This window comes from uncultured Porphyromonas sp. (assembly GCF_938023125.1).
Taxonomy (GTDB): domain Bacteria; phylum Bacteroidota; class Bacteroidia; order Bacteroidales; family Porphyromonadaceae; genus Porphyromonas.
In genome coordinates this window covers 1-22,111 of sequence record NZ_CALHDW010000010.1, presented here as the reverse complement: position 1 = coordinate 22,111, position 22,111 = coordinate 1, and the positions used below count along the sequence as shown (strand labels likewise).

At 47.9% G+C, this 22,111-nt stretch carries 16 protein-coding genes; 4 read left to right on the top strand and 12 right to left on the bottom strand.

The features are described 5' to 3' along the window. Window positions 1-11: 11 nt before the first annotated feature. From rfbA to Q0090_RS02615, 12 genes are all read right to left on the bottom strand, one after another. The gene (gene rfbA / locus Q0090_RS02670; RefSeq protein ID WP_297947194.1) at window positions 12-893 is read right to left on the bottom strand and encodes a glucose-1-phosphate thymidylyltransferase RfbA; all 882 of its coding nucleotides are present in this window, start codon (window positions 891-893) and stop codon (window positions 12-14) included. A gap of 92 nt (window positions 894-985) precedes the next feature. After that, a complete protein-coding gene (locus tag Q0090_RS02665; RefSeq protein WP_297947192.1) occupies window positions 986-2,647 on the bottom strand; it encodes a C69 family dipeptidase in 1,662 nt (553 codons plus the stop codon). A gap of 107 nt (window positions 2,648-2,754) precedes the next feature. Then, window positions 2,755-3,375 (bottom strand): hypothetical protein, encoded by a 621-nt coding sequence (locus tag Q0090_RS02660; RefSeq protein ID WP_297947190.1) that lies wholly within the window; start codon window positions 3,373-3,375, stop codon window positions 2,755-2,757. A gap of 455 nt (window positions 3,376-3,830) precedes the next feature. Beyond that, window positions 3,831-4,379, bottom strand: a complete 549-nt coding sequence (locus Q0090_RS02655) for an RNA methyltransferase (protein ID WP_297947188.1) — start codon at window positions 4,377-4,379, stop codon at window positions 3,831-3,833. 134 nt (window positions 4,380-4,513) lie between these two features. Next, window positions 4,514-5,869, bottom strand: coding sequence for a gliding motility-associated C-terminal domain-containing protein (locus Q0090_RS02650; RefSeq protein WP_297947186.1), 1,356 nt, complete (start codon window positions 5,867-5,869; stop codon window positions 4,514-4,516). 136 nt (window positions 5,870-6,005) lie between these two features. After that, window positions 6,006-6,551, bottom strand: a complete 546-nt coding sequence (locus Q0090_RS02645; protein WP_297947184.1) for a 2-oxoacid:acceptor oxidoreductase family protein — start codon at window positions 6,549-6,551, stop codon at window positions 6,006-6,008. Between the two features lie 18 nt (window positions 6,552-6,569). Further along, complete coding sequence (locus tag Q0090_RS02640; protein WP_297947182.1) at window positions 6,570-7,364, bottom strand: thiamine pyrophosphate-dependent enzyme; 795 nt, start codon at window positions 7,362-7,364, stop codon at window positions 6,570-6,572. 13 nt (window positions 7,365-7,377) lie between these two features. Beyond that, window positions 7,378-7,569, bottom strand: coding sequence for a hypothetical protein (locus tag Q0090_RS02635; protein WP_297947180.1), 192 nt, complete (start codon window positions 7,567-7,569; stop codon window positions 7,378-7,380). A 159-nt stretch (window positions 7,570-7,728) separates the two neighbouring features. Beyond that, window positions 7,729-8,814: a 3-methyl-2-oxobutanoate dehydrogenase subunit VorB gene (locus Q0090_RS02630; protein WP_297947178.1), complete on the bottom strand. Its 1,086-nt coding sequence runs from the start codon at window positions 8,812-8,814 to the stop codon at window positions 7,729-7,731. 20 nt (window positions 8,815-8,834) lie between these two features. Next, entirely contained in the window at window positions 8,835-9,065 is a 231-nt protein-coding gene (locus tag Q0090_RS02625) for a 4Fe-4S binding protein (protein WP_004333224.1), read from the bottom strand. 772 nt (window positions 9,066-9,837) lie between these two features. Beyond that, the gene (locus tag Q0090_RS02620; protein WP_297947175.1) at window positions 9,838-10,842 is read right to left on the bottom strand and encodes an endonuclease/exonuclease/phosphatase family protein; all 1,005 of its coding nucleotides are present in this window, start codon (window positions 10,840-10,842) and stop codon (window positions 9,838-9,840) included. Window positions 10,843-11,125: 283 nt separating this feature from the next. Further along, window positions 11,126-13,861 (bottom strand): TonB-dependent receptor plug domain-containing protein, encoded by a 2,736-nt coding sequence (locus tag Q0090_RS02615; RefSeq protein WP_297947173.1) that lies wholly within the window; start codon window positions 13,859-13,861, stop codon window positions 11,126-11,128. A 511-nt stretch (window positions 13,862-14,372) separates the two neighbouring features. Between Q0090_RS02615 and Q0090_RS02610 the strand changes: the two genes are divergently transcribed. The 4 genes from Q0090_RS02610 to Q0090_RS02595 all read left to right on the top strand — a co-directional run bounded on the left by Q0090_RS02610 (window position 14,373) and on the right by Q0090_RS02595 (window position 21,941). Beyond that, window positions 14,373-14,966 (top strand): DUF3575 domain-containing protein, encoded by a 594-nt coding sequence (locus Q0090_RS02610; RefSeq protein ID WP_297947171.1) that lies wholly within the window; start codon window positions 14,373-14,375, stop codon window positions 14,964-14,966. 61 nt (window positions 14,967-15,027) lie between these two features. Beyond that, window positions 15,028-16,506, top strand: coding sequence for a tetratricopeptide repeat protein (locus Q0090_RS02605; protein ID WP_297947169.1), 1,479 nt, complete (start codon window positions 15,028-15,030; stop codon window positions 16,504-16,506). A gap of 898 nt (window positions 16,507-17,404) precedes the next feature. Further along, window positions 17,405-20,512 carry a TonB-dependent receptor gene (locus Q0090_RS02600; protein WP_297947167.1) on the top strand — a complete coding sequence of 1,036 codons (3,108 nt, stop codon included), beginning with the start codon at window positions 17,405-17,407 and terminating at the stop codon, window positions 20,510-20,512. Between the two features lie 31 nt (window positions 20,513-20,543). After that, window positions 20,544-21,941, top strand: a complete 1,398-nt coding sequence (locus tag Q0090_RS02595; RefSeq protein ID WP_297947166.1) for a RagB/SusD family nutrient uptake outer membrane protein — start codon at window positions 20,544-20,546, stop codon at window positions 21,939-21,941. Window positions 21,942-22,111 lie beyond the last annotated feature (170 nt).

Sequence of the window (22,111 nt, the reverse complement as noted above, 5' to 3'; positions counted from 1 at the left end):
AGGAATAAATGTCAAATGGAGGGGACGAGTAGAGAGAGAAGGTATTGACCATAGGCATTCTTTGCCATCGGGGTGGCTACCTTGCGGAGGGTATCTGCCCCGATCCAACCCTGTTGGTAGGCGATTCCCTCGAGGCAAGCAATCTTGATGCCCTGCCTTTTCTCGATAACTTCTATAAAGGTGGAGGCCTCACTAAGGGAGTCGTGCGTGCCGGTATCGAGCCAGGCAAAGCCCTGCCCCAGTTGCTCTAAGTAGAGTGAGCCTTGGGTCAAAAAAGCCTGATTCACAGAGGTAATCTCCAGCTCGCCTCGGGCCGAAGGGCGCACTGCTTGGGCAATGTCTAAGACCTCATTAGGATAGAAGTAAAGCCCTGTTACGGCATACGGACTGCGAGGCTGTTTGGGTTTTTCTTCGATAGATAAGACTTGACCATCGGCGTCAATCTCCGCCACACCGTAGCGCTCGGGGTCACTAACCCGATAACCAAAAATCGTTGCCTTATCCTCTTGCTCCGCTCGCGCTACCGCCCTTGTAAGCATCTCAGGAAAGCCGGCTCCATAAAAAATATTATCCCCCAAAATAAGGCAAACAGCGTCATCGCCCACGAACTCTCGCCCTATGATAAAGGCCTGCGCCAAGCCATCGGGGGAGGGCTGGGGGGCGTACTGCAAACGAATCCCCAAGTCGCTACCATCTCCCAAAAGACGCTCAAAAGCAGGGAGATCTTGCGGCGTGGAAATCAGAAGAATATCTCGGATCCCTGCCAGCATCAGTACACTGAGCGGATAGTAAACCATGGGTTTATCAAAGATTGGGAGCAGTTGTTTACTCACCCCCTTAGTGATCGGATAGAGACGCGTGCCCGAGCCTCCTGCTAATACTATACCCTTCATTTTGCTGATACTGCCTAGAGAAAAGATACAACAACCGCAAGCCGCAGAGGAGCGACCCGCAGTTGTTGCCGTTAGTGATAAGGAAAAGTCAATTAGTGACCTCCCCCCGTAGAGAGGAATTTATTGCCCGTTTCGTCTACAATCTGCTTGTAGTAGCGTGTGTCGTAACCGGGGAATTCGGGCATAGCACTCAAGCCGTGACCATTATCTTTGAAGCTGCCGTTTTCTTCCTTCTTCATGTTACCATCCATGTACTTTACAAGTAGATATTCGCCGAGAGACTTCCAGCGAGCCGTAGCAGCATCTGCCACAGTGCAACTATAGTTGGTAAGGAAAGCACGAGCCTTGGCAGGCGACTCCTTGAGTAGGGCAACAGCCTTAGCATCAATCTGTGCAAGGGCATTGTCGAAGCCATCTTCCAACTCATACTGAACGGGGCGGATGTCTTGAATCATGGGAGCATAGCGTGCATACGCCATATTAGCTACCCAGTTGTGGATCCAGAAAGCACTCGTCCAAGAGAAGTGCATCATGTCACCATTACCCACACGATAGCACTCGGGAGTGCGTTGTATGGAGGCATACATAGGTGTAAATACGGCAGTATTGGCATCGTCTACACCAAACCAAAGGATACCACCTACCTCATCGGGGAGGTTGGGGCGGAGCTGAGCCACGAGTACAAAACCGGTTTGCTGCGTTGCGATAGCACGCTCATTGAAGTAGGTTTTGCCGTTATACTCCCACGACATAGGACGCCAGCGGTAGGGTACCCTATAAGGGCCGGCACCAATATCTTGAGTCATATCCATAGGGGTGCCTTCGTAGTGGTCGCGCATCATGTTGCGTACATCGGCCACCGAAAGTTTGCGGTTGGGGATGACATAAAGAGGCATAGGCTCTTGGTTTACATCGCCCATAGCAAGAGCTTCGTACTTCTTCATACCATCGGCAAAGCGATTGAAAAAGCTCCATACACGAGCCTCGCAACCACGGAGACCATCGGACGTCCAGGGGTTGTATGCTTTCTGGAAGCTGAAGTCTTTGTCCTGACCCTTGAAGTAACCTTTCTCCCGAGCCAAAGAAATTACGTCTTTAGCATAGAGACAATTATTGGGGTCGTTGAACTTGATTTGCTGGATACGAGCCTGATTGGCATGCGCAGAAATTGCATTGTCGGGAATGCGCATAGCCACCCAAACAGCCCCCTTCTTACCAGGGCCCTTGCCGATCATTTCCATTATCCAAGCCTCATTTTTATCTGCAATACTGAAGCTTTCGCCTGAGCTGCGATAGCCGTACTCCTCGACAAGGCTGGTCATCACCTTGATGGCTTCGCGTGCCGTTTTGGCGCGTTGGAGGGTTACATAGATAAGGCTACCATAGTCCATTATACCTTCAGGATTAACGAGCTCAGAACGGCCTCCCCATGTAGACTCGGTAATGGCGAGCTGATGCTCGTTCATGTTACCAATTACATTGTAGGTGTGAGCTACCTGAGGGATAGACCCGATGGGGGTATGTGTGTCCCACTCAATGATCTGACGCATCGAGCCCTTTGCCCAGTCGGCAGCAGGCCAATGGTAAAGTTCGCCGTAGAGAGTATGCGAGTCTGCGGCATAAGAGATCATTACAGAGCCATCTTTTGAGGCCCCTTTACCCACGATCAACCCGGTACAAGCATCAGCTTGGGGGGCTAATAGCGAGGCAATTGCTGCGACGGTAAGGGTCGCAAAGAAAGTACGAATCTTCATCTTACTAATGCTTTTGCTTATTATTCTCCCACAAATATACGACAAAAGCGAATGTATCCAGCCTATTGACTTCCATACATTCGCTTGATAAAAAGACGATCGCCCTACTATTTCAAAGGCATATCACAGTGAAGGACCTTGCCATCTTTGAGTATAACACGTAATTCAATCCGGTCAAACTTATCTTCCATTTTGCTCTTCGGATACGAAATAGTCAGACCATATTCCATGTCCAAAAAGTCCATTTTCCCAATCGCTCCGAGATTTCCTTCTTCTATGTCATTCATTTTGTTTCTTTTGTATCCACTCTTGATAAAGCCTTCTATACTGTAGAACCAATAGGAGAATTGAGGGGATAAGAGGCTTTCAGACTTTCCCTTGAAGCCAACTATTTCTATTTTTTCTACTTGATATAAGCAAGACACATATCCTGGGTAGCTATAAAACCCTTCCCCTGTTTCTCCATGCTCTCGGGCTATCGTTTCAAATTTCTCTTTGTTGCGATCTTCTTTGATGCGTAGTTCGTCAGGACTCTTAAACGTGCAATGCCATAAAAGTTTGGTGTCATCTGTTTTTGAGTTTATGGAAGAGATGATGACTTCGTTTGGTATGCAATACTCATTTATGGCATACTTATGCCAATTGGGTTCTTTCCATTTGTATGTTGGAGTACAAGCTTGAAGGAAAGCGATGGCCATCAGTATGGTAAGTATAGTTCTCTTTTTCATGATCTTTCTATATTAATGTTAGGGTCTAATATCTCTGATACATGTGAGCTTATATTTAAAGTAACTAGAGTCTTTTTCTGGGCGAGAATAGAACGATGCTTCTCTTGTCCTTTGGGGAGCTTGGGCACTACTTCGTTGGACGACACTGTGCCCCTAGCGCAAGACCCCAAGAGTAATGCTAGGGCGGAGAGGTAGAGTACTGATTCCTTTGTAATCATACGACAAACCCTTTCTTTTCTTGTTGGTAATAAATTCCGCTGCTAATGTATGAATAAAATTGAAATACTCAACCTTTTGAGAAGGATATTTTAATCTACACTTCGACAATCTCTTTGCCTATGGGCCTTTTTTGCCAAGAGTTTAATCTGTAAAGTTTTTGAGTTTAGTTAAGTGTGTGTATACTCCTTGTGACTTCTCTCCTCTGTGGGCGTATGTTGTATGTCTCGGAGGAGAAACTATTCAGGGTTGGGCATAGTCCGTAAATATTCTGCCACAATAGAATAGATGGCGATCCCTGCACTCACACTTACATTAAGGGAGTGTTTGGTGCCATATTGAGGGATCTCGATGCAACGATCAACACAAGCAATAACGTCGTCTGCTACACCATGCACTTCGTTCCCAACGACCAAGGCAACTCGCTCGGGCGGAGTGAGCGGAGATTCTTCGGGACATAAACTATCCGTTGCCTGCTCTAGAGCCCAAATCTTATACCCCTGGCTACGGAGTCGCTCTACCGCCTCCAAAGTAGATTCTGCGTGCTCCCACGCTACACTAAGCTCGGCTCCAAGTGCCGTCTTGTGAATCATGGGGTGGGGAGGTAATCCCGTAATACCGCAAAGAATCAAACCCTCTAGACGAAAAGCATCTGCGGTGCGGAAGAGACTCCCTACGTTATTTAAGCTACGGACATTATCCAATACCAACGTAAGGGGCACCTTCTCTTCGCTGCGAAACTGCTCTACATCGAGCCGTTGCATCTCCTCTATCTTGAGTTTTCTCATATATATTATACTATGCCAATGTGGGGGCGAAGGTACTCAAATTAGACCTAAAGCACCGCCTCTCGCTCCCATCATCGGACATGGCTACAAGGAGAAAAAGGGGGAATTGCAGGGGAAAGTATTTGGGAAAGTCGTTAGAAAGAGTTTGGATGGGTGCTTTGCAGATCCCCATCTAAGACGTTGATATGCCCCCGTTCATTGTACACCTTACCATCGGCTCCTCGGGCATAAATCACATAATAGTAGACGCCTCCCGAGACCGATTGCCCCCGATAGGTGCCGTCCCATCCGCCATTAGGATCCGTCCAATGGTACAATTCGTTGCCCCACTCGTTGTAGATACGCCCGTCAAACTCCACAAGCGAGGTGTGCACCACACGGAACACATCGTTGATCCCGGGGGACGAAGTGGGACTAAAAGCATTGGGAACCTCTAGACGAGAGGTCTGTACCGAGGTGGTGACTTTGTCTGTGGAAGCACTGCAAACTCCGTTGCGAGAGGTGGCCGAAAGCTCAATAGTATAGGTGCCGGCCTCCGTAAAAGTGTAACTACAATCTGCTCCGGAATACTGGAATACTACAGACGAGTTTCCTGCATTCGCTGCCTCCCCTCGCACGATACGCCACTGAAAGAGCGTTGCCACCGGAGCATTGCCAATAGCATGCATCTCGATCTGTGCCGGAGCCGAAAGAGAGCGGGGGAGAGAGCCTCTGGGCAATGAGTCGGCCTTAGAGGTGGAGCTAACCAGACGTAAGTCCCCGTGCACCTCCACTCGCTGCCCCAATAGCTTTTGGGTGTGAAGGGGCTCAAAATTGTATCCCAACTCTTCGGAAAAAGCATCGCCCATGAGAGTGAATTCGGTATCTGTAAGAGGGGCTAGTAGACGCAATGCACCCTGCTGAGGCTGTAGCATTTGCACCCTTTTTTTCTCCACAAAGATAGTATTGGCGGCATCGTACTCTTGATCTTGATACTGCACTTTGTACGTACGAGCGATAGGCGTCAAAACGCCTTGTGGAGTATAACAAGAGAGGTCCGTAAACCCGCCTTCTGCCCTTAGTACTACTCGCTCACAAGGGCTTTCGCTATCAATCTCGGCCACAAAAGGAGCTTTGGGGAAGGGCTGCTTTGCATAGTCAATAAGCCAGTAATAGGCATCGGGTAAACCCTGCGAGGGTTGTACAAAATAACCACATCCTAGGGGAGGATTGACCAACTGCCACGCCGTACCATTGTATTGCGCTGTTGCAACCGGATTAGCATCCCGCAGACTTTCGGTATAGGTCATGAGTTGCTCTCCGCTATTGGCCGTAAAGTAAAGCGTGGTGGTGGACGAGACTCCATTGAGTAGCAACACTTTCATGCGCTGCCCCTCGGGTGCCTTTGCCTCCGTATGGCGAGCTCCCTCTACCCTGAGTTGCGACCAAAGATGGGGCGACAACCCAAACGAGAAATAGAGAAGGAGCAAAAAATAGGATACCTTCTTCATGATAGAATAACGCTCCGGAGAGGCAAAATAGTATGAACGAAAAGGTGAGATGGATAGAAAGAAAAGCACTCCCTGCTCCCACAAGAAAAGGGGGGGCAAGGAGTGCTGATACTCGAAATGTGAGAAAGATCTCCGATTAGTTCTCCTGCTTGATGGCAGTCATACCAATCTGGATTGCTTTCTCATTCATGGGGATGAGCTTATGATGGCGCTCGGGAAGAGACTTCTTGAGACCTGCTATCACGCTATCAAGTTTTACCACAGGTACGATCTTGAGAAGACCGCCGAGGATAATCATGTTGAAAGCCTTGTCGTTACCCAACTTAAGAGCTTCTTCGGTAGCGTCTACCGAGTAGATACGGATATCATCGCGCGTAGTCTTAGTGTGGATACCATTGGGTTCGTAGATAAGGATGCCACCCTTCTTTACGCGGGGAGCAAACTTATCAAGCGAGGGTTGATTGAGCGCAATAACGATGTCGTATTGGTTCACAACCGGAGAGCTAACCTTCTCGTCGCTTACGATAACGGTAACATTAGACGTACCACCGCGCTGCTCGGGACCATATGAAGGCATCCAGCTAACTTCCTTGTTCTCCATTAGCCCGGAGTAGGCTATGATCTTACCCAATGAGAGCACGCCTTGACCACCAAAGCCTGCAATTACTATTTCGTGTGTCATCTTACTTATCTCGTGGGATTATTGGTTATCTACATCCTTGAGGTCTCCCAAAGTGTACTTAGGAGCCATATTTTCCATCATCCAGTCGTTAGCTTTAGCAGGCGACATCTTCCAACCTGTGTTACAAGTTGAAACGATTTCTACTACAGAGCAACCCTTGCCGGCCATTGAGTTTTCGAAAGCCTTAATGATCGCTTTCTTTGCTTTGCGTACAGCGGGCATTGTGTGTACCGTCTGGCGAGTTACGTAGCAAGTACCATCCAGCTCTGCCAAGAGGTTAGACATAGAGATGGGGTAACCGTTGCGCTTTACATCACGACCTTGGGGGCAGGTAGCCGTCTTCATGCCTATGAGGGTAGAGGGAGACATCTGACCACCGGTCATACCATAGATACCGTTGTTGATAAAGATAATTACGATATTTTCACCACGGTTGGCAGCGTGGATCGTTTCAGCCGTACCGATAGCAGAGAGGTCACCGTCACCTTGATAGGTGAAGACCAACTTGCTAGGATACAGTCTTTTGATGGCTGTTGCAAGGGCTGGAGCACGTCCGTGGGCAGCTTCTTGCCAGTCGATATCGATGTAGTTGTAGGCAAACACAGAGCAACCTACGGGGGCAATACCCACGCTTTCTTCTGCGAGCCCCATCTCGTCGATGATCTCAGCAATCAACTTGTGCACAACCCCGTGGCTACAGCCTGGGCAGTAGTGCATCGTATTATCGTTGAGAAGACGAGGCTTCTCATACACCAAGTTCTCCGGCTTTACGATGTCTTCAAAAGAGAGAACCTTTTCGTCTGTCGTATTCATTGTAATATCTTGTTTATCGGTTTATATGTCTTAGCACATAGCTAGCAACTCGCACTACCACCGCAGGGATAGCTGCCCAAAGGAAGGCTAGCTTATTGCCCTCCGAGGTGCGGAAGAAAAAGAAGAGGGCGATCATCAGTACGATGAGGGCAAAGAATGCTATGTCGCAGATGGTGATCCATCGTTTGAGATTCTTTTCTTTCATTTTCTCTCTGGCTCTAGGGGTCGTTTTCTTTGGAGGTTTGCATCCCTCTTTCTTCGCATGCCTCGTCCCTCTCTAGGGGGGAGCCATCCAGTATCTCAGGTTGGGTCGTCGAAGAAGAAGGGGGAGTACTATATGCCAAGGAATCTCTCGTTACTCTCTTTACTTACGATTAATGATACGTTCTTTGAGGGCATCAAGTACTTCGTCCGGAGAGAAGAGCATCCCTCCCATACGGCCGTAGTGAGCTACGGGTACGCGACCTTCCACGGCAAGGCGTACGTCTTCTACCATCTGACCGGCGTTGAGCTCTACAGAGAGGAAGCCCTTTACCTGCTTGCTGAGGCGAGCAATTTCGTCATAAGCAAATGGCCAAAGAGTAATAGGACGGAGAAGCCCAACCTTGATACCGTTCTCACGAGCAATTTGTACCACCTTTTGGCAGATACGAGCAGAAGACCCGAAGGCTACGAGCACGTAGTCGGCATCATCTGTCATATATTCTTCGTAGCGAACTTCGTTCTTAGCAATTTCGGCATACTTAGCTTGGAAGCGTTCGTTGTTCTTTTCCATTACGGCAGAGTCGAGCTCTAGAGACGTAATGATGTGACGCTTACCGCCCGTAGCACCGGTAGTAGCCCAAGGACATTTTTCCTTGATTTCAGCATCGGTGCGACGAGGCTTGAAGTCGGGAAGTTCTACTTTTTCCATCATTTGCCCGATGATACCATCAGAAAGCATCATCACGGGATTGCGGTACTTGAATGCAAGTTCGATACCTTGGTCTACAAAGTCTACCATTTCTTGTACCGAGTTGGGGGCAAGGACGATGAGGTGATAGTCGCCGTGACCACCGCCCTTAGTTGCCTGGAAGTAGTCTGCCTGGCTGGGTTGGATGGTACCAAGACCGGGACCCCCACGCATAACGTTTACAACAAGGCAAGGAAGCTCAGCACCGGCGAGGTAGCTAAGACCTTCGGCCATAAGACTAACACCAGGGCTAGAAGAAGAGGTCATCACCTTCTTACCGGCGCCGGCACCGCCATAGACCATATTGATAGAAGAGACTTCACTTTCGGCCTGTAGCACCACCATACCGGTAACATCTTCAGGATTTTCTGCAGTGAGAGTCTCAAGTACTTCGGATTGGGGAGTAATAGGATAGCCAAAATAACCATCCATACCTGCACGAATAGCGGCATGAGCTAGTGCCTCATTGCCCTTCATCAGTTTAATTTCTGCTGCCATATCTCTTTGTAGTCCTTAGCTTATTTCTGAGTTACTTTATACACGGAGATGCAACCATCGGGGCATACCATACCGCAACTAGTGCAGCCGATGCAAGCCTCAGGATTGCTCATGTAACAATAGTGATATCCCTTGTCATTCATGTGATCGGGATGCAAGCTAATCGCCTGCGTAGGACAAGCCACGACGCAGAGATTGCAACCTTTACAACGCTGCTGATTGACCACAACAGCTCCTCTAACTTTCGCCATTATTCTCTATCTGTCTAATTAGAATTATATGTTCACTTTCTGTTCTTCCTTTACGTTTTTTCTTACGTACATCTATGCGCCCTAAAGGGTGAGGGGTGGGCAAGAAGAAAAATCACCCGCTGGCTCTCTGGGAGGCCATGCCGGAGTTGCTTTTTTCATACATTCTCATCCGCTCCCCAAAGGTACAACTAAAATCCGATACATACCTACTTAATGCGATAAAGAATGTTGCTAGACTGTAAATCCATAAATAGGGATGAAAGAAAAGTCCGCAATGATTTACTGTGTTGTAGTCGGAGACTCAGGGAATGTGTCAAAAATAGAATAAAATAGAGAGGCTGCTCAACTAAAAATCCTCTTAACACTTCCTTCGAAAAAATGCCATCTGCACTAAGCAATTCGAGCTGTCGAGTCGCTATTTGTCGCTACTACGCCCATCCGGAGGTGAGTAGATAAGGAAAAACAAAAGAAGAATGGCTTAGGCGGAAAAAGAGGCGACCCCTATGAGGAACTTTTTCTTAGGGAGAAATGGAGGGGATTGCTGCCTGAAAAATGGAAGAAAACCAGGGAAGAAATATTTTCTTTTAGGCCTAAAACGGAAAATATTTAGGGCAAGGATTGGTGTGCTTTTCAGCCTGCACTTTTGCAGAGGTCTCGCTGTGGCTAAAATGGGAGAAGAGAGGTAAAATACCCCTCTCTCTTCCTTTGGGCTTTGCTCGCCTTAGCCTCTCGGTCGCTCTTCTCTGCGAGCGAGGGCCGGTGAAGCGCCCGGTTACAGCTCCTCCTTGCGGGCGAGTACGAACTCGGCTACTACGGGCAGGTGGTCGCTTACTCCGCCTATATAGAAATGTCCTCCATAGGTGCGCTTAGGGGAGAGTTCGCCATCGGCATCCATCTGCATCCAGCGGCGCATCATTACGGAGCGGGCGCTCTCCCAAAGGTAGGTGATGGGGTTGTCCGGTAAAAGCATGCTGCCACTTGCCACGATGCGGTCTATTTGCTGCCATACCCCACGATAACGATAGCTCCCGGGGATCACTCCGGAGGGAACGAGAGAGGTGAGGTCGTACATCAGGTCTGTGCGGTAGGCGGTGCGTCTTGAGGCCAGCGGATGGGCCCAAATGTGCGTAATGGGATCTCGAGGGGTGGTGTTGAAGTCTCCCATTACTAGAATAGAGGCCCCCGGATCGTGATGCAGAATGCTATCGCACTTGGCTTGCAGTTGGGATACTACGTCTTGCCGCTTGAGATCCGAAACTCTCTTGCCTTCTCGTCGGGAGGGAAGGTGTACAACCATAACGTGTAGCGGCACTCCATTGAAGAGACGGCCATGCACGTGTAGTATATTACGAGAGTGCGTGTTGGGGCTGTGGGGGAACTTTACCTGAAACTCCTCTATTTTGTCGGGGCAAAACAGGTCTTTGATGTAGAGTAGGGCAACGTCAATTCCTCGCTCGTCCGGACTGTGGGTGATGGCATATTCGTAGCCTCTTGCCCCGAGCGGAGTGCTGTGTAAGAGATCGTCCATGACAACCTCGTTTTCCACCTCTACCAAGCCAACCAAAAGGGGCCAGCCCACGCCGCCCACATCACTAATCACCTCGCTCACATTGCGTAGCTTGCGGAGGTAGCGTTCTCGGGTCCATTCGTTGGCTCCTTCGGGAAGAAATTCATAGTCGTTCTTCCCCTCATCGTGCATGGTGTCGAAGAGGTTCTCCACGTTATAGGTCATTACCTTAATCCGTTCTCCTCGCGCTTTTTTTATGGGTCTCGCCATCAGTAGTAGTAAACAAAGTAGACACACGCGTGCCCTCTGTTGGTTGGTGTGTATCATAATCTTGCCCTCCTTGCTAATCCTCTTGTGGATAGGGGGGGAGCGTAGGGTAGCGTATAGGCTGGAATCTCCACTCTCCCACTTTTGAGTAGGAGGCAAGAGAAAAAGGTAAGCCCTCCCCTTAGCATTGCAACAGAGGGAGGGCTCGTAGATAGACGAAGGTAAATCTATCATTTGGGATCAAAGGGGGAGGGAAGAAAATCTTTCCTCCCCCTTTTGGGATTTATTAGAAGTTCACACGCATACCCATTTGCCAGGTGCGTCCGAAGCCGTACCATACAAGAGCGTCTTCACCCGTGCGGAGGCCTGTAGTTGCATCAAGCTTGCTGCCGTCGGTAGCGTCTGCAATATACTTGGTGTTGAGGAGGTTATTCACACCACCAAAGATCGTTGCATTCATACCCTTGTAGAGCTCGAAGTTGTAGCTGGCAGAGAGGTCTACGAGAGAGTAGTTAGGCATCTTCCAAGCATCACCTGTGAAGACTTCTACTACAGAACCCTTCTTTGTGAGACGGTTTGTAGGCTCGAAGTCTGCAAAGTTCTTGCCATAGTAGTTGTAGTTACCACGGAGGTGTAGGTGGGGGAATACTTCCCAGTCGAATCCTACAGCCGCTGTGATCTGTGCAGAGTTACCTACGTGTACCCCATTAAGGTCGATCTGGCCTTCTCCCAAGAACTCTTGAGACTCATTGTAGATGTCGTACTTAGAGATGCCACCCCAGCGCCAATCGCCGAGAGAGAACATACCGGTAAGACGTAGCTCCTTTACAGGACGGTATTCCAAATCAAGCTCGATACCCTTGTGGATAGCAGAGAGGTTACGGAAGTTCCAGTACTGATTCTTTTCGAGTACGCTATTACGACGGAGGAAGCGATCGTCCCACTTTGTGAAGTAACCATTGAGGTTGGCGCGGAAGACTTCGTTCTGGAAGCCGTAACCGAGCTCTACCGTCATGATCTTTTCGTTGGTGAGGTGGTTGTTTACTTGTGTCGAATAGTTGAGGAAAGCACCGGCAAACTTAGGAGCACGAGTAAAGTATCCTGCGTTGAAGAAGAAGTTGTTGTAGTCGAGGAACTTGTACGAAGCCCCGGCCTTGATGCTCCAAGGCATGAGATTAACTCGGTCACTGGCTGTACGCTTTACGAAGTCAGCTCCGTAGAGGGGGTTGCTGAGGAAGTTGGCGTGATTGGTTGTGCTATAACCTTCGGGTACGAGGTAGCGGTAACCTTCATAGGTCAAAGAACCTGATAAGAAGGCGTCGAACATTTCGCTCGTGAACTCGCCCTGAGCAAATAGACCGGCCCAAATAACCTCTCCTATGTTGTGGTAATCATACTTATCTCCCTTGTTGAGCGCTGTCTTGCCGCCATCTACTTGAGATTGGAAGAGAAGGCTTTGGAAGTTTTGACCACCAAGTAAGCTATAAACTTCTTTGTAGTGGTCTCCACGATAATAGCGACCATCGAAACCGGCAGTCAAGGTGTAGTTTTCATCAAGACGATTGCGATAAGAAGAGAGCAAGCCGAACCACTTGTGGTTGTTTACGCTGTTACCAAGGATTACCTGAGAACCCTTGTCTCCATTAGCTGCATTGGCGGCATATACAGCTTCCCAGTCGATCAAGCCATCAGGGGTAGCCTTAAAGTTAGTGGGGTTAGGACCGATGATGTTTCCGGAGTTGTCCTTAATCATTTGGAAAGAACGTTGCCCCTTGTAAGCTTCGATCCAGTTGCTGTAGAACCCATTCTTGTCTCTGATACCATCTACACGACGGCCACCACCCGAAGCAATAGAGGCGTAGATAGCCGTGCTGAGAGAGGACTTGTCGTTGATTGTCCAGTAGTGGTTCAAAGAGAGTTGGGGCTTGTGGTAGAAGTTGTAGCGGGGAGTAAGTACCTTACCATCGAGGTAACCATACTCAAGGTTCATGCGAATGCCATCGGGGTGAGTCTCGTATTGAGATTGGAGGTGACGAGCAGAACGCTGGTTGTGCCACTGGGGAGCACCAAAGGCTGTGAACGAAAGAGTGTGTGCCTCATTGATCTTCTTAGAGATGTTGAGGAAGTAGCTGTACCCACGGAAGTCCGTAGCCTTTACATAACCATCACCATAAGAGGTGTTGCCGGATGCGGTGATAGCCCAGCCATTCTCCATAAGACCTGTAGAGACGTTGAAGCCATACTTTACATAACCATCGTTGCCGATGCCCATGAAGACGTTGCCGCCCTTCTTGGCATCTGTGTTCTTGGTTACGATGTTAATGGTCCCCCCTACAGAAGAGATACCGAGGCGAGAAGCTCCGAGACCGCGTTGTACTTGCACCATCGAAGATACGTCCGAAAGTCCGGCCCAGTTGCTCCAATATACCTTACCACCTTCCATGTCGTTTACAGGAACTCCGTTGATAAGTACCCCGAGGTTGTCGGTGTCGAACCCACGCATCATGATACGAGAGTCTCCGAATCCACCGCCGGAACGAGTTACGTACACAGAGGGAGTGGACTTGAGAAGCTCTGGGAATTCTGTGTTAAATGCCTTAGACTCGATTTGCTTGAGGGAGATATTGCTCACGGGTACGGGCACCTTACGATCCTTTGGCACTACAGAGGCAATCACTTCTACCTGACCAAGGCTCACGGCATCGGGCGTCAACATAACTTTCCCGAGGTCGATGCTCTTAGCACCGGTACCTACTTTATCCAAAATGATTTGATTGTAACCGATGCTACGAATCGTAATCTTGGCACGATGAGGTACGTCTATACGGAACTTTCCATCGAAGTCGGAGGTCACCCCTCTGAGGGAAGATCCTTGTCCCGTAGTTACTGATGCTCCAATAACCGGAGCATTACTCTCAGCATCCAATACCTGACCGGTAACTATAACCTGGGCAAAGGACACCCCTACTCCGGCTATCAAAAGAGAGATAGCACAGAGCAAACGGAATACATTTAGTCTCATAGTTTTTCGTATTTTCTATGTGTTCATATTTTCTATACGAGGGCAAAGATATCCCATTTTTGCCACGTATCACTCATTATCAATAGAATGACTAAAAAAATCTTCAGGGCAAGAGAAATTATTTTCCTTATGGCTCTATCGAAATGTTGCCGTCTGTGGGCGATTTGGAGCATTGTGTATTCCGTTTTTGTGAAGGGTGTGTAGTTTGTTGAATTCTATATAATAAGTCTCCGGAGCCTCTCCTTGGGGGGGGGATGTTGGGTACACCTATTATATATAGGGATTCGCCCAATGCGCTTTGGGGCGTGTGCTTGCAATTTAGTGTGCTTTGGGCTGTATTTTATAAGAGATGTTAGAATTCGACCAAAATGTTGTCTGTATAGAAAAAAAACCTACCTTTGCGGGTGAGATGAGGAGCCCTAGAGGGTAAGTGTACTTGTAGAGCGCGCGAGTGGGGTTACCTTGAAGGGTGTCTTATAACCAAAAGAAGAATTAGATTTTGCATAAACATATGAAGAAAAGAATTATCATTTCACTTGTTGCGTTGCTCATGCCTTGTGCACTTTTTGCGCAAAAGGTTGCTCTCAAAACCAATTTGCCGCACCTCGCAACAGTTACCCCAAATTTAGCTCTCGAGATCGGTCTCGGTAGTCGTACAACTTTAGATTTGTACGGAGCTTTTAATAACTTCACCCTCATGAAGGACAATACCAAATGGCACCATTGGTTGGCACAACCCGAGTTGCGCTTTTGGACTTGTGAGAAGTTTGATGGATTCTTCTTTGGTGTACATGCCATGGGAGGGCAGTTCAATATTGGAGGTCTTAAGCTCCCACCTCTAGCCTATACTTGGGGTGAAAAGATGATCGAAAATTTGCCCAACTTCCGCTATCAAGGTTGGTACCTTGGAGGGGGGATCAGTGTAGGTTATCAATGGGTTTTGAGTAATCATTGGAACTTCGAAGCCAGCCTTGGTGGCGGCTACAACCACATTTGGTTCGAGAAGTTTAATAAAGAAAAGTGCGGTCCTAAGTGTGGCGAAGGCGATGCTAATTACCTCGGCATTACAAAGGCGACCCTCTCTCTAGTGTATCTCTTTGACTAACATTTTTCCTTGTGGGAAGTCCTTATTTATTTACCATAACCCTATAGATAAAGTAACGATAATGAAACTAAATAAACTATTTCTCGCCCTTTCCCTCTTGTTCCTTGGTATACAAGTGGGTCGTGCTCAGGATAACATCCCTAATCGCTATCAGAACCTTAAGATTGCTCGCGTGAAGGATAACCAAGGGAAAACAAAGGCTGTGAAGATTGACTTCGACGTCGACTTGAATTCTCTCTCAGACCTCAAGTCTACCGAGATGCTCTTTGTTATACCTCAGATTCTTGGTGCCAATAAAGAGGAGCCGAAGCTTCTTCCCGGTCTTATGCTCGCAGGTAATAATAAGTATATCACAACGCGTCGTAAGATCGCCTTGGGTAATGCTAGCCACCTCTTTATGCCTCCCGCTCAGCTTTACAAGCTCAAGTCTCTTAAGGGAGAATCCGTAGTGCATTACTCTCAGGAGATCCCTTACGAAGAGTGGATGCACGATGCTAGCTTCGGTGTTTCTGAGCAACGGCTAGGTTGTGCCAGCTGCCCCAATGCCGGCGCTGCACCCTATGTCTTTGCACGAGTTTACGAAGATCCCTACAAGCCCCAATATCAAAATCTTTATGTAAAGCCTGCGGTAGAAGCGGTTAAGCAGCGTGCCGATAAGCAAGAAGCTCGCTTTAACTATAAGCAAGGTCGTAGCGAACTTCTTAAAGATTTTGGCGACAATGCGGCTGAGTTTAAGCGTGTAGATGACTTTATCAAGTCCTTTATCAACGACAAGAATCTTAGGGTAAGTGACTTTGCTATTGATGGTTACGCTTCTCCGGAAGGTAACTTCCAAAGCAACATTACACTCTCTAAGAACCGTGCTTATTCATTTGCCAACTATTTGCAGTCTACCTACAAGATCGCTCCTAATCGTATGAAGATCAATTGGCATGGTGAGGACTGGGATGGTCTTCGCAAGGCTGTGGAAGAAAGCTCTCTCTCTAATAAAGTTCAGATTATTGAGATCATTGATAAGTACGATACAGACCTCAAGCGTGAAGCTGCTATCTCGGCTCTCGATGGGGGTGCTACCTATGCTAGATTACTCAAGGAGCTCTATCCTCCTCTTCGTCGCAACGTGTATAGCGTGAGCTATGTGGTTAAGGGATTCTCTGTCGAAGAGGCTCTCCAGGTATATCGTACCAAGCCCGGTCAGCTCAGTCTCGAAGAGCTTTTCCATGTGGCTAATACCTATGAAAAGGGTAGCAAGAACTTCATCGAAGTATTTGAGACGGCTGTTGCTCTCTTCCCCAATGATCCTATTGCGAATCTAAATACGGGTTCTGCTCTTCTCGAAAATGGTCTATACGAAAAGGCTATTAACCACCTTCGTAAGGCTGGCGATACCCCCGAAGCAAACAACAACCTCGGGATTGCCTACTCACAGATGGGCGACTACAAGAAGGCTCGTGGCTATTTCGAAAAGTCTCAGCAGCAAGGATGCAAGGCTGCAGCACAGAATCTTGCAGAACTTGATAAGCTAGAAAAGTCTCTTTAAGAACTGATTTCTCGTAGAGAATAACACTCTACGATAGTGCGGGTTTAACCTACGGGGGTTGCGACCATGGCGGTTGCAGCCCCCTTTTTTGTCCGGATTTGTGGGGAGTTTAGGGTGGATTCGGGGGCGGATGCTAGGTGGTTTCCGGAGATTTCCAGGGTGAGTTTGTGGGAAGTTTAGGGTGGTTTCGGGGAGTATATTAGCTGGTTTCGATTTCCCTTTTAGCCAAGAAGGCGGGAGGGGTAGGCTGTTTTTTGGGGGGACTTCTTGCCCGATGCCTCTAGTTCGCATGTCCTCTCTTTCCATGGAGGTATCCCCTTGCTCCTTTGTTTTGTAGATGAGTATTTCTCCTCGTTTTGCTTTATGTCTATTTATTTTTGTTACGCTGCAATTTCGTTTTCTAATTTATAATAATTGCATTTTCTCCTCGGATTGACAGAATGTCTATAGGAGACTTTTCTTTGTTTCTATCTGATTATTCTCTTCTTAAACCCTAGGGGTTCTATCCTATTTCCGGCTTTCTTGGTTGTCTCTGTTTGTACTCGCTGTTCTTTTTCTTTTGCCGAATATCACCCGCTGCCCTCCTTTCTAAATTTGTTGATTTCGCCTGGTTTTGCTCTTGTTTGTAAAATGATCCTTGCAAAACACATTGCTTCATTAAAAAATAATTCTCTCAAGTATTGCACATATGGTTGGATAGTGTATATTTGTATTGCGAAATGATTTTAATAGGTTCTCTAGGCTAGCAATATCGCCAGAAGTCTATTTCAAAATCTTTCAAAGAGGTAGTATTGAAGAGGTTTTGCAGATTGCAAAAACACAGAGCTAGAGGGAGCGGCCCTTTAGTTTTTCCCCACCAAGAAGGTAATAGATAGAATCTAACTTAAATAGTAAGAGTATGAAAAAGTTTGTATTGCTGTTAACCGCACTGCTCGTTTCAGTGGGTTTAGCGACGGCTCAGACAAGAGTCGTCAAGGGTACGGTCACGTCTGCAGACGACGGTTCTCCCGTAATTGGGGCTGCCGTTGTTGTCAAATCGGATATGACCAAGGGGACTACTACCGACTTCGATGGGAAATTCCGATTAGAAGTTCCTTCGTCTGCCAAAACGCTCCTCGTTAGTTTTATGGGGATGAAGACAGAAGAGGTTGCCATTTCCGGAGGTGATCTCAAGGTAGTACTTAGCTCAGACTCAAAGGTGATGGAAGAAGTCGTTGTTACGGGTTACACCACCACGAGTAAGAAGGCCTTCACCGGAGCTGCAAGCTCTGTAGGCGCCGAAACGGTAAAAGCTAAGTTTGATGCCAACCCGATCAATGCCCTCAACGGTAATATCCCAGGTCTTCAAATGAGCCAATCGAGCGGTCAGCCCGGTGCTCCTACCACCATCTTCGTGCGTGGGCGTAACTCCCTCAACTCCGGTACACAACCTCTGTACGTAATCGACGGGGTGCCTTTCGAAACCGGTGTATTGGGTAACCGTACGAGTGAAGGGGTGCAGGTTTCTCCTCTCTCTACCTTGAACTCAGACGATATCCAATCTATCACCGTGCTCAAGGATGCTACCGCTACCTCTATTTATGGTGCTCGTGCTGCCAATGGTGTGATTGTAATTACCACCAAGCGCGGTCGCGCCGGATTCAAAATGAACTTCTCGGCTCGCATGGGGTCTAGTATGATGCCAGCTACACTCAATGGCTATCGTCCCGTCAATGCCGCTACTTATAAAGAACTCGTCACAGAAGGTATTCTTAATACCCACCAATACAGCTCTCTAGGACTCAGTTCTCTGTTTGATAATTACAATAATAAATATTCTCTCGGACTCACCGCCGATGCTGCCGGAGCTGCTGCTTTCCTTGAGTGGTATACAGATATCCCCAATGTAGACGGTGCCGGTACCGATTGGCTCAAAGAGGTTACTCGCTCAGGCTTCCAACAAAGCTATAATCTCGATCTAAGTGGTGGTGGTGATACACCTCGCTCGCCTCGTTACTTTGTTTCGTTCGATTATATGAACGATAAGGGTATTGTACGAGGCAAAGACCTTGAGCGTTATGCTCTTCGTCTCAACTTGGATCAAGCTCCTTTTGACTTCTTCTCCTATGGGATGAACACCTCTTTGTCTATGACAACGACCAATATGGGTGTCGGTGGTGGTTACTTCTCAGATCCCATTACACAAGCATTCATGCAGAGCCCAATGAGCCCCATCAAAGATGAGAAGGGGAATTGGAATTTCAAGACAATCAATAAATTCAACCCGGTTGCTCAACGTAGTAAATATGGGGATAAGAATATGGGGACACAATACCGTGTGCTTTTCTCTCCGTATGCTACTCTTAAGTTTACCGATTGGCTCAGCTTTACCTCTCGTTTTGGTCTCGATGCTTACTATCTAGACGACTTCGGTTACTGGTCTTTCTTGCAGCCACAAGGCCGCGATATGCGCGCTATGGGTGAAAATGGTCACTACCTCAATTTCTACACCACCATTACCAATACGTTCAACATCAATAAGAGCTGGGGTGAGCATCACCTCAATGCCCTAGTTGGGCAAGAAGGGCAGCGTACCTACAGTAAGAGTGCATACCTTGCAGCAAAGAACTATCCTTTGGAGACGCTTACGGATATTATCCTTGCCTCTATCCCCGCAGAAGCTAAACAGTGGTCTGACGAGCTTCGCCTCCTCAGCTTCCTCTCTAATGCAGAGTATAACTATGCAAGCCGTTACTATCTCTCGGCTAGCTTCCGCTACGATGCTTCCTCTCGTTTCAGCAAAAAGAATCGTTGGGCTCCCTTCTGGGCTCTCGGTGCTAAGTGGCGCATGAGCAATGAAGCATTTATGGCAAAAACAGAAGATTGGCTCAACGACCTCACCCTCCGTATCAGCTACGGTACCTCCGGTAACCAGTCTGTTGGTTCGGGTTGGTATGCAGGCCGTTCGCTCTATAACTTCGGTTATTCCTACAACAACCTCCCCGGTAGCCTCTTCCTTCAGTATGCAAATCCTGACCTCAAATGGGAGCAAACGGCGAAGTTTAACGTAGGGTTCGATACTCGTCTCTTCGATATCTTGAGCATTGGATTCGACTTCTACAACCACGATACCAAAGACATGGTATTCGAGGTGCCCATCTCGTCTGCTGTAGGGCTTCCTACCTACTATGGCGGTGTTGCTTATTACAAAAACCTCGGTTCTCTTAATAATAAGGGGGTTGAATTCACAGTCGCTGTTGACGCTATCAAGACAAAAGATACCCAGCTTACCTTCACCATCAATGGCTCACACAACAAGAATACTCTTACTAAGTTGAGCAACGAGAATCCTATCATCGAAGGGGCTCAGATCCGTAAGGTTGGCAACGATATCTATACGTTCTACCTCAAAGAATGGGCAGGGGTTGATCCTCAAACCGGGGTCGGCACTTGGTACAAGGGCAAAAAAGGTAAGGAGATTACAACCGATTACAACGAGGCCAAGGAGCGTGAAGTAGGTAAGGCTAGTCCCGACTTCCAAGGCGGTTTCAAGACTGACTTCCGTTACAAAGACTTCGATGCATCATTCCAACTCAGTTGCTCTTTGGGTGGCAAGATCTATGGTAACCACCTCCGTTACGACGAGCAGGTCGGCAATGGTTTCGGTAAGAACTATATCCAATATGTAGCCGACAACCGTTGGAAGAAGCCTGGTGACAATGCACTCGTTCCTATGCTTGTAGACGATTCTTCTATCTCTTGGAATAAGAGCTCTACACGCTTCTTGATGGATGGTAGCTACCTCAAGCTCCAGAATGTTATGCTTGGTTATACTTTCCGTAGCAAGTCATTTAAGACAATCGGTCTTAACTCGGTACGTGTATTCGTAAGTGGTGAAAACCTATTTACACTCACGGCTAAGAACTACCGTGGTTTCGACCCCGCAAGTGTAGCTGCCAATGGTATTGCTTGGTGGAACTACCCCGTACCCGTTCGCTTCACAGCCGGTTTGTCACTTGGTTTCTAATGGAGTATTCATCGTATAAAGACTGATCATTATGAAAAAGATATTTGTTTCATTCCTAGGGGTTGTCGCAGCTCTTTTGCTTACAGGTTGCAATATGGATCTACCCCTCACGCACAATACCGATGGTGATAAACCCATGGAGAATGTGCAGGATGTAGTTAGTGCTCTCAATGGAGCTATGCAGCAGTTTGGTGGTTATCGCTTTATGGGGCGTAACTACGTAGCCACCGGAGACTTCTGTGGCGATATCTCCAAGGCAAATGCGGGCACGGGTCACTTTCTTCATATGAATGGGTGGACGTTCGACGAAAACACCGGTGACCTTGAGGAAATGTGGACCGCCGGGTATGTAATTATATCCGCTTGTACCCGTGGTATTGAGGGGGCTAACCATATCATGCCTACGCTCACTACTGATGCAGACAAGCAGATTCTTACCAATTGCCTCCAGCAATTCTACGGACTTAAGGCGGCTACCTACTTCTACCTTTCTAACCTCTTCTGCAAGGCTTATAGTGCAGAGCATGCTCCCGGCTTGGGTCTTATCCTTATCAAGGACGAGCTTGTAAAGCCCGAAGTAAAGGTGGAACGTACCTCTCTAGAGGATACATATAAATATATCCTAGAGCTTATCGCAAAGGCTTATACCTACGATAATAAGGAGGTCAGCCCCTTCTTTATCAACCCGATCAACCTCAAGGCTATCGAGGCTAAGGTTCTTCTCTACATGAGAGACTATGCCGGGGCTGCGGCTGCTGCCGATGTAGTGCTTACGAGCAAGACCTACAAGGATGTAAAAGTTGGGGAGAGTGATTACCTCTCAATGTGGAATACGGTAGCTGCTGTTCCCGAAGATGTCTTCACCATTGTAAAGAGTGACAACGACAACCTTAGTGCCAATGCTCTCAATACGCTCTATGGTAGTTATAAGGGTATTGTTGACCTTACCTTCGTACAACCCTTCTTTAAAGAAGGTGACTACCGCGCTAAGTTGTTTCATGCTAAGTCTTCGAGAACGCTCAAGTATGAAGGAACTCCTACGGCTAAGGCTGTGAGCAACATCCACGTTATCCGTCTATCAGAGGTTTACCTCATCAAGGCCGAAGCTGCTGCTCAGCTTGGTAATGTGGCAGATGCCCAGGCAGCTCTCCTCTATACGGCGAAGCGCAATCCTGCCATCACGGCTGTGGCTGATCTGCCTTCTACTAAGGAAGACCTTCTCAAGTTCATTGCAGAAGAGCGTATCCGCGAGCTATTCACCGAAGGGAATCGTTACTTCGACCTCCGTCGTACCGAGGCTACTGCCACCATCGCAGGTAAGGCCAACTTTAAGCCTTACAACGCAGTATTCCCCATCCCTGCTAGCGAAATCAATGCCGGTTTCATGACGCAGCAAAACGACGATTGGGCTAGCAACCTTCCTAAGTAATACTGAGAGCTACCTCTCAAGAGCGAGGGGTAGCACTCATACTCTCAACTAAAGACTAAATGCCGTGTATCGGGGATTTCTGCCCTCGATGCACGGCTTTTTTCTGTTCCAAGTCCGTCATTTTTATTTTCCCATCCTTGTGGGACAAGATGATGCTGCGTAAGCGATAT

Excerpts from the sequence above, each read along its gene's own strand:
- rfbA (WP_297947194.1), bottom strand. The coding sequence starts at position 893 with ATGAAGGGTATAGTATTAGCAGGAGGCTCGGGCACGCGTCTCTATCCG.
- Q0090_RS02665 (WP_297947192.1), bottom strand. The coding sequence starts at position 2,647 with ATGAAGATTCGTACTTTCTTTGCGACCCTTACCGTCGCAGCAATTGCC.
- Q0090_RS02660 (WP_297947190.1), bottom strand. The coding sequence starts at position 3,375 with ATGAAAAAGAGAACTATACTTACCATACTGATGGCCATCGCTTTCCTT.
- Q0090_RS02655 (WP_297947188.1), bottom strand. The coding sequence starts at position 4,379 with ATGAGAAAACTCAAGATAGAGGAGATGCAACGGCTCGATGTAGAGCAG.
- Q0090_RS02650 (WP_297947186.1), bottom strand. The coding sequence starts at position 5,869 with ATGAAGAAGGTATCCTATTTTTTGCTCCTTCTCTATTTCTCGTTTGGG.
- Q0090_RS02645 (WP_297947184.1), bottom strand. The coding sequence starts at position 6,551 with ATGACACACGAAATAGTAATTGCAGGCTTTGGTGGTCAAGGCGTGCTC.
- Q0090_RS02640 (WP_297947182.1), bottom strand. The coding sequence starts at position 7,364 with ATGAATACGACAGACGAAAAGGTTCTCTCTTTTGAAGACATCGTAAAG.
- Q0090_RS02635 (WP_297947180.1), bottom strand. The coding sequence starts at position 7,569 with ATGAAAGAAAAGAATCTCAAACGATGGATCACCATCTGCGACATAGCA.
- Q0090_RS02630 (WP_297947178.1), bottom strand. The coding sequence starts at position 8,814 with ATGGCAGCAGAAATTAAACTGATGAAGGGCAATGAGGCACTAGCTCAT.
- Q0090_RS02625 (WP_004333224.1), bottom strand. The coding sequence starts at position 9,065 with ATGGCGAAAGTTAGAGGAGCTGTTGTGGTCAATCAGCAGCGTTGTAAA.
- Q0090_RS02620 (WP_297947175.1), bottom strand. The coding sequence starts at position 10,842 with ATGGCGAGACCCATAAAAAAAGCGCGAGGAGAACGGATTAAGGTAATG.
- Q0090_RS02615 (WP_297947173.1), bottom strand. The coding sequence starts at position 13,861 with ATGAGACTAAATGTATTCCGTTTGCTCTGTGCTATCTCTCTTTTGATA.
- Q0090_RS02610 (WP_297947171.1), top strand. The coding sequence starts at position 14,373 with ATGAAGAAAAGAATTATCATTTCACTTGTTGCGTTGCTCATGCCTTGT.
- Q0090_RS02605 (WP_297947169.1), top strand. The coding sequence starts at position 15,028 with ATGAAACTAAATAAACTATTTCTCGCCCTTTCCCTCTTGTTCCTTGGT.
- Q0090_RS02600 (WP_297947167.1), top strand. The coding sequence starts at position 17,405 with ATGAAAAAGTTTGTATTGCTGTTAACCGCACTGCTCGTTTCAGTGGGT.
- Q0090_RS02595 (WP_297947166.1), top strand. The coding sequence starts at position 20,544 with ATGAAAAAGATATTTGTTTCATTCCTAGGGGTTGTCGCAGCTCTTTTG.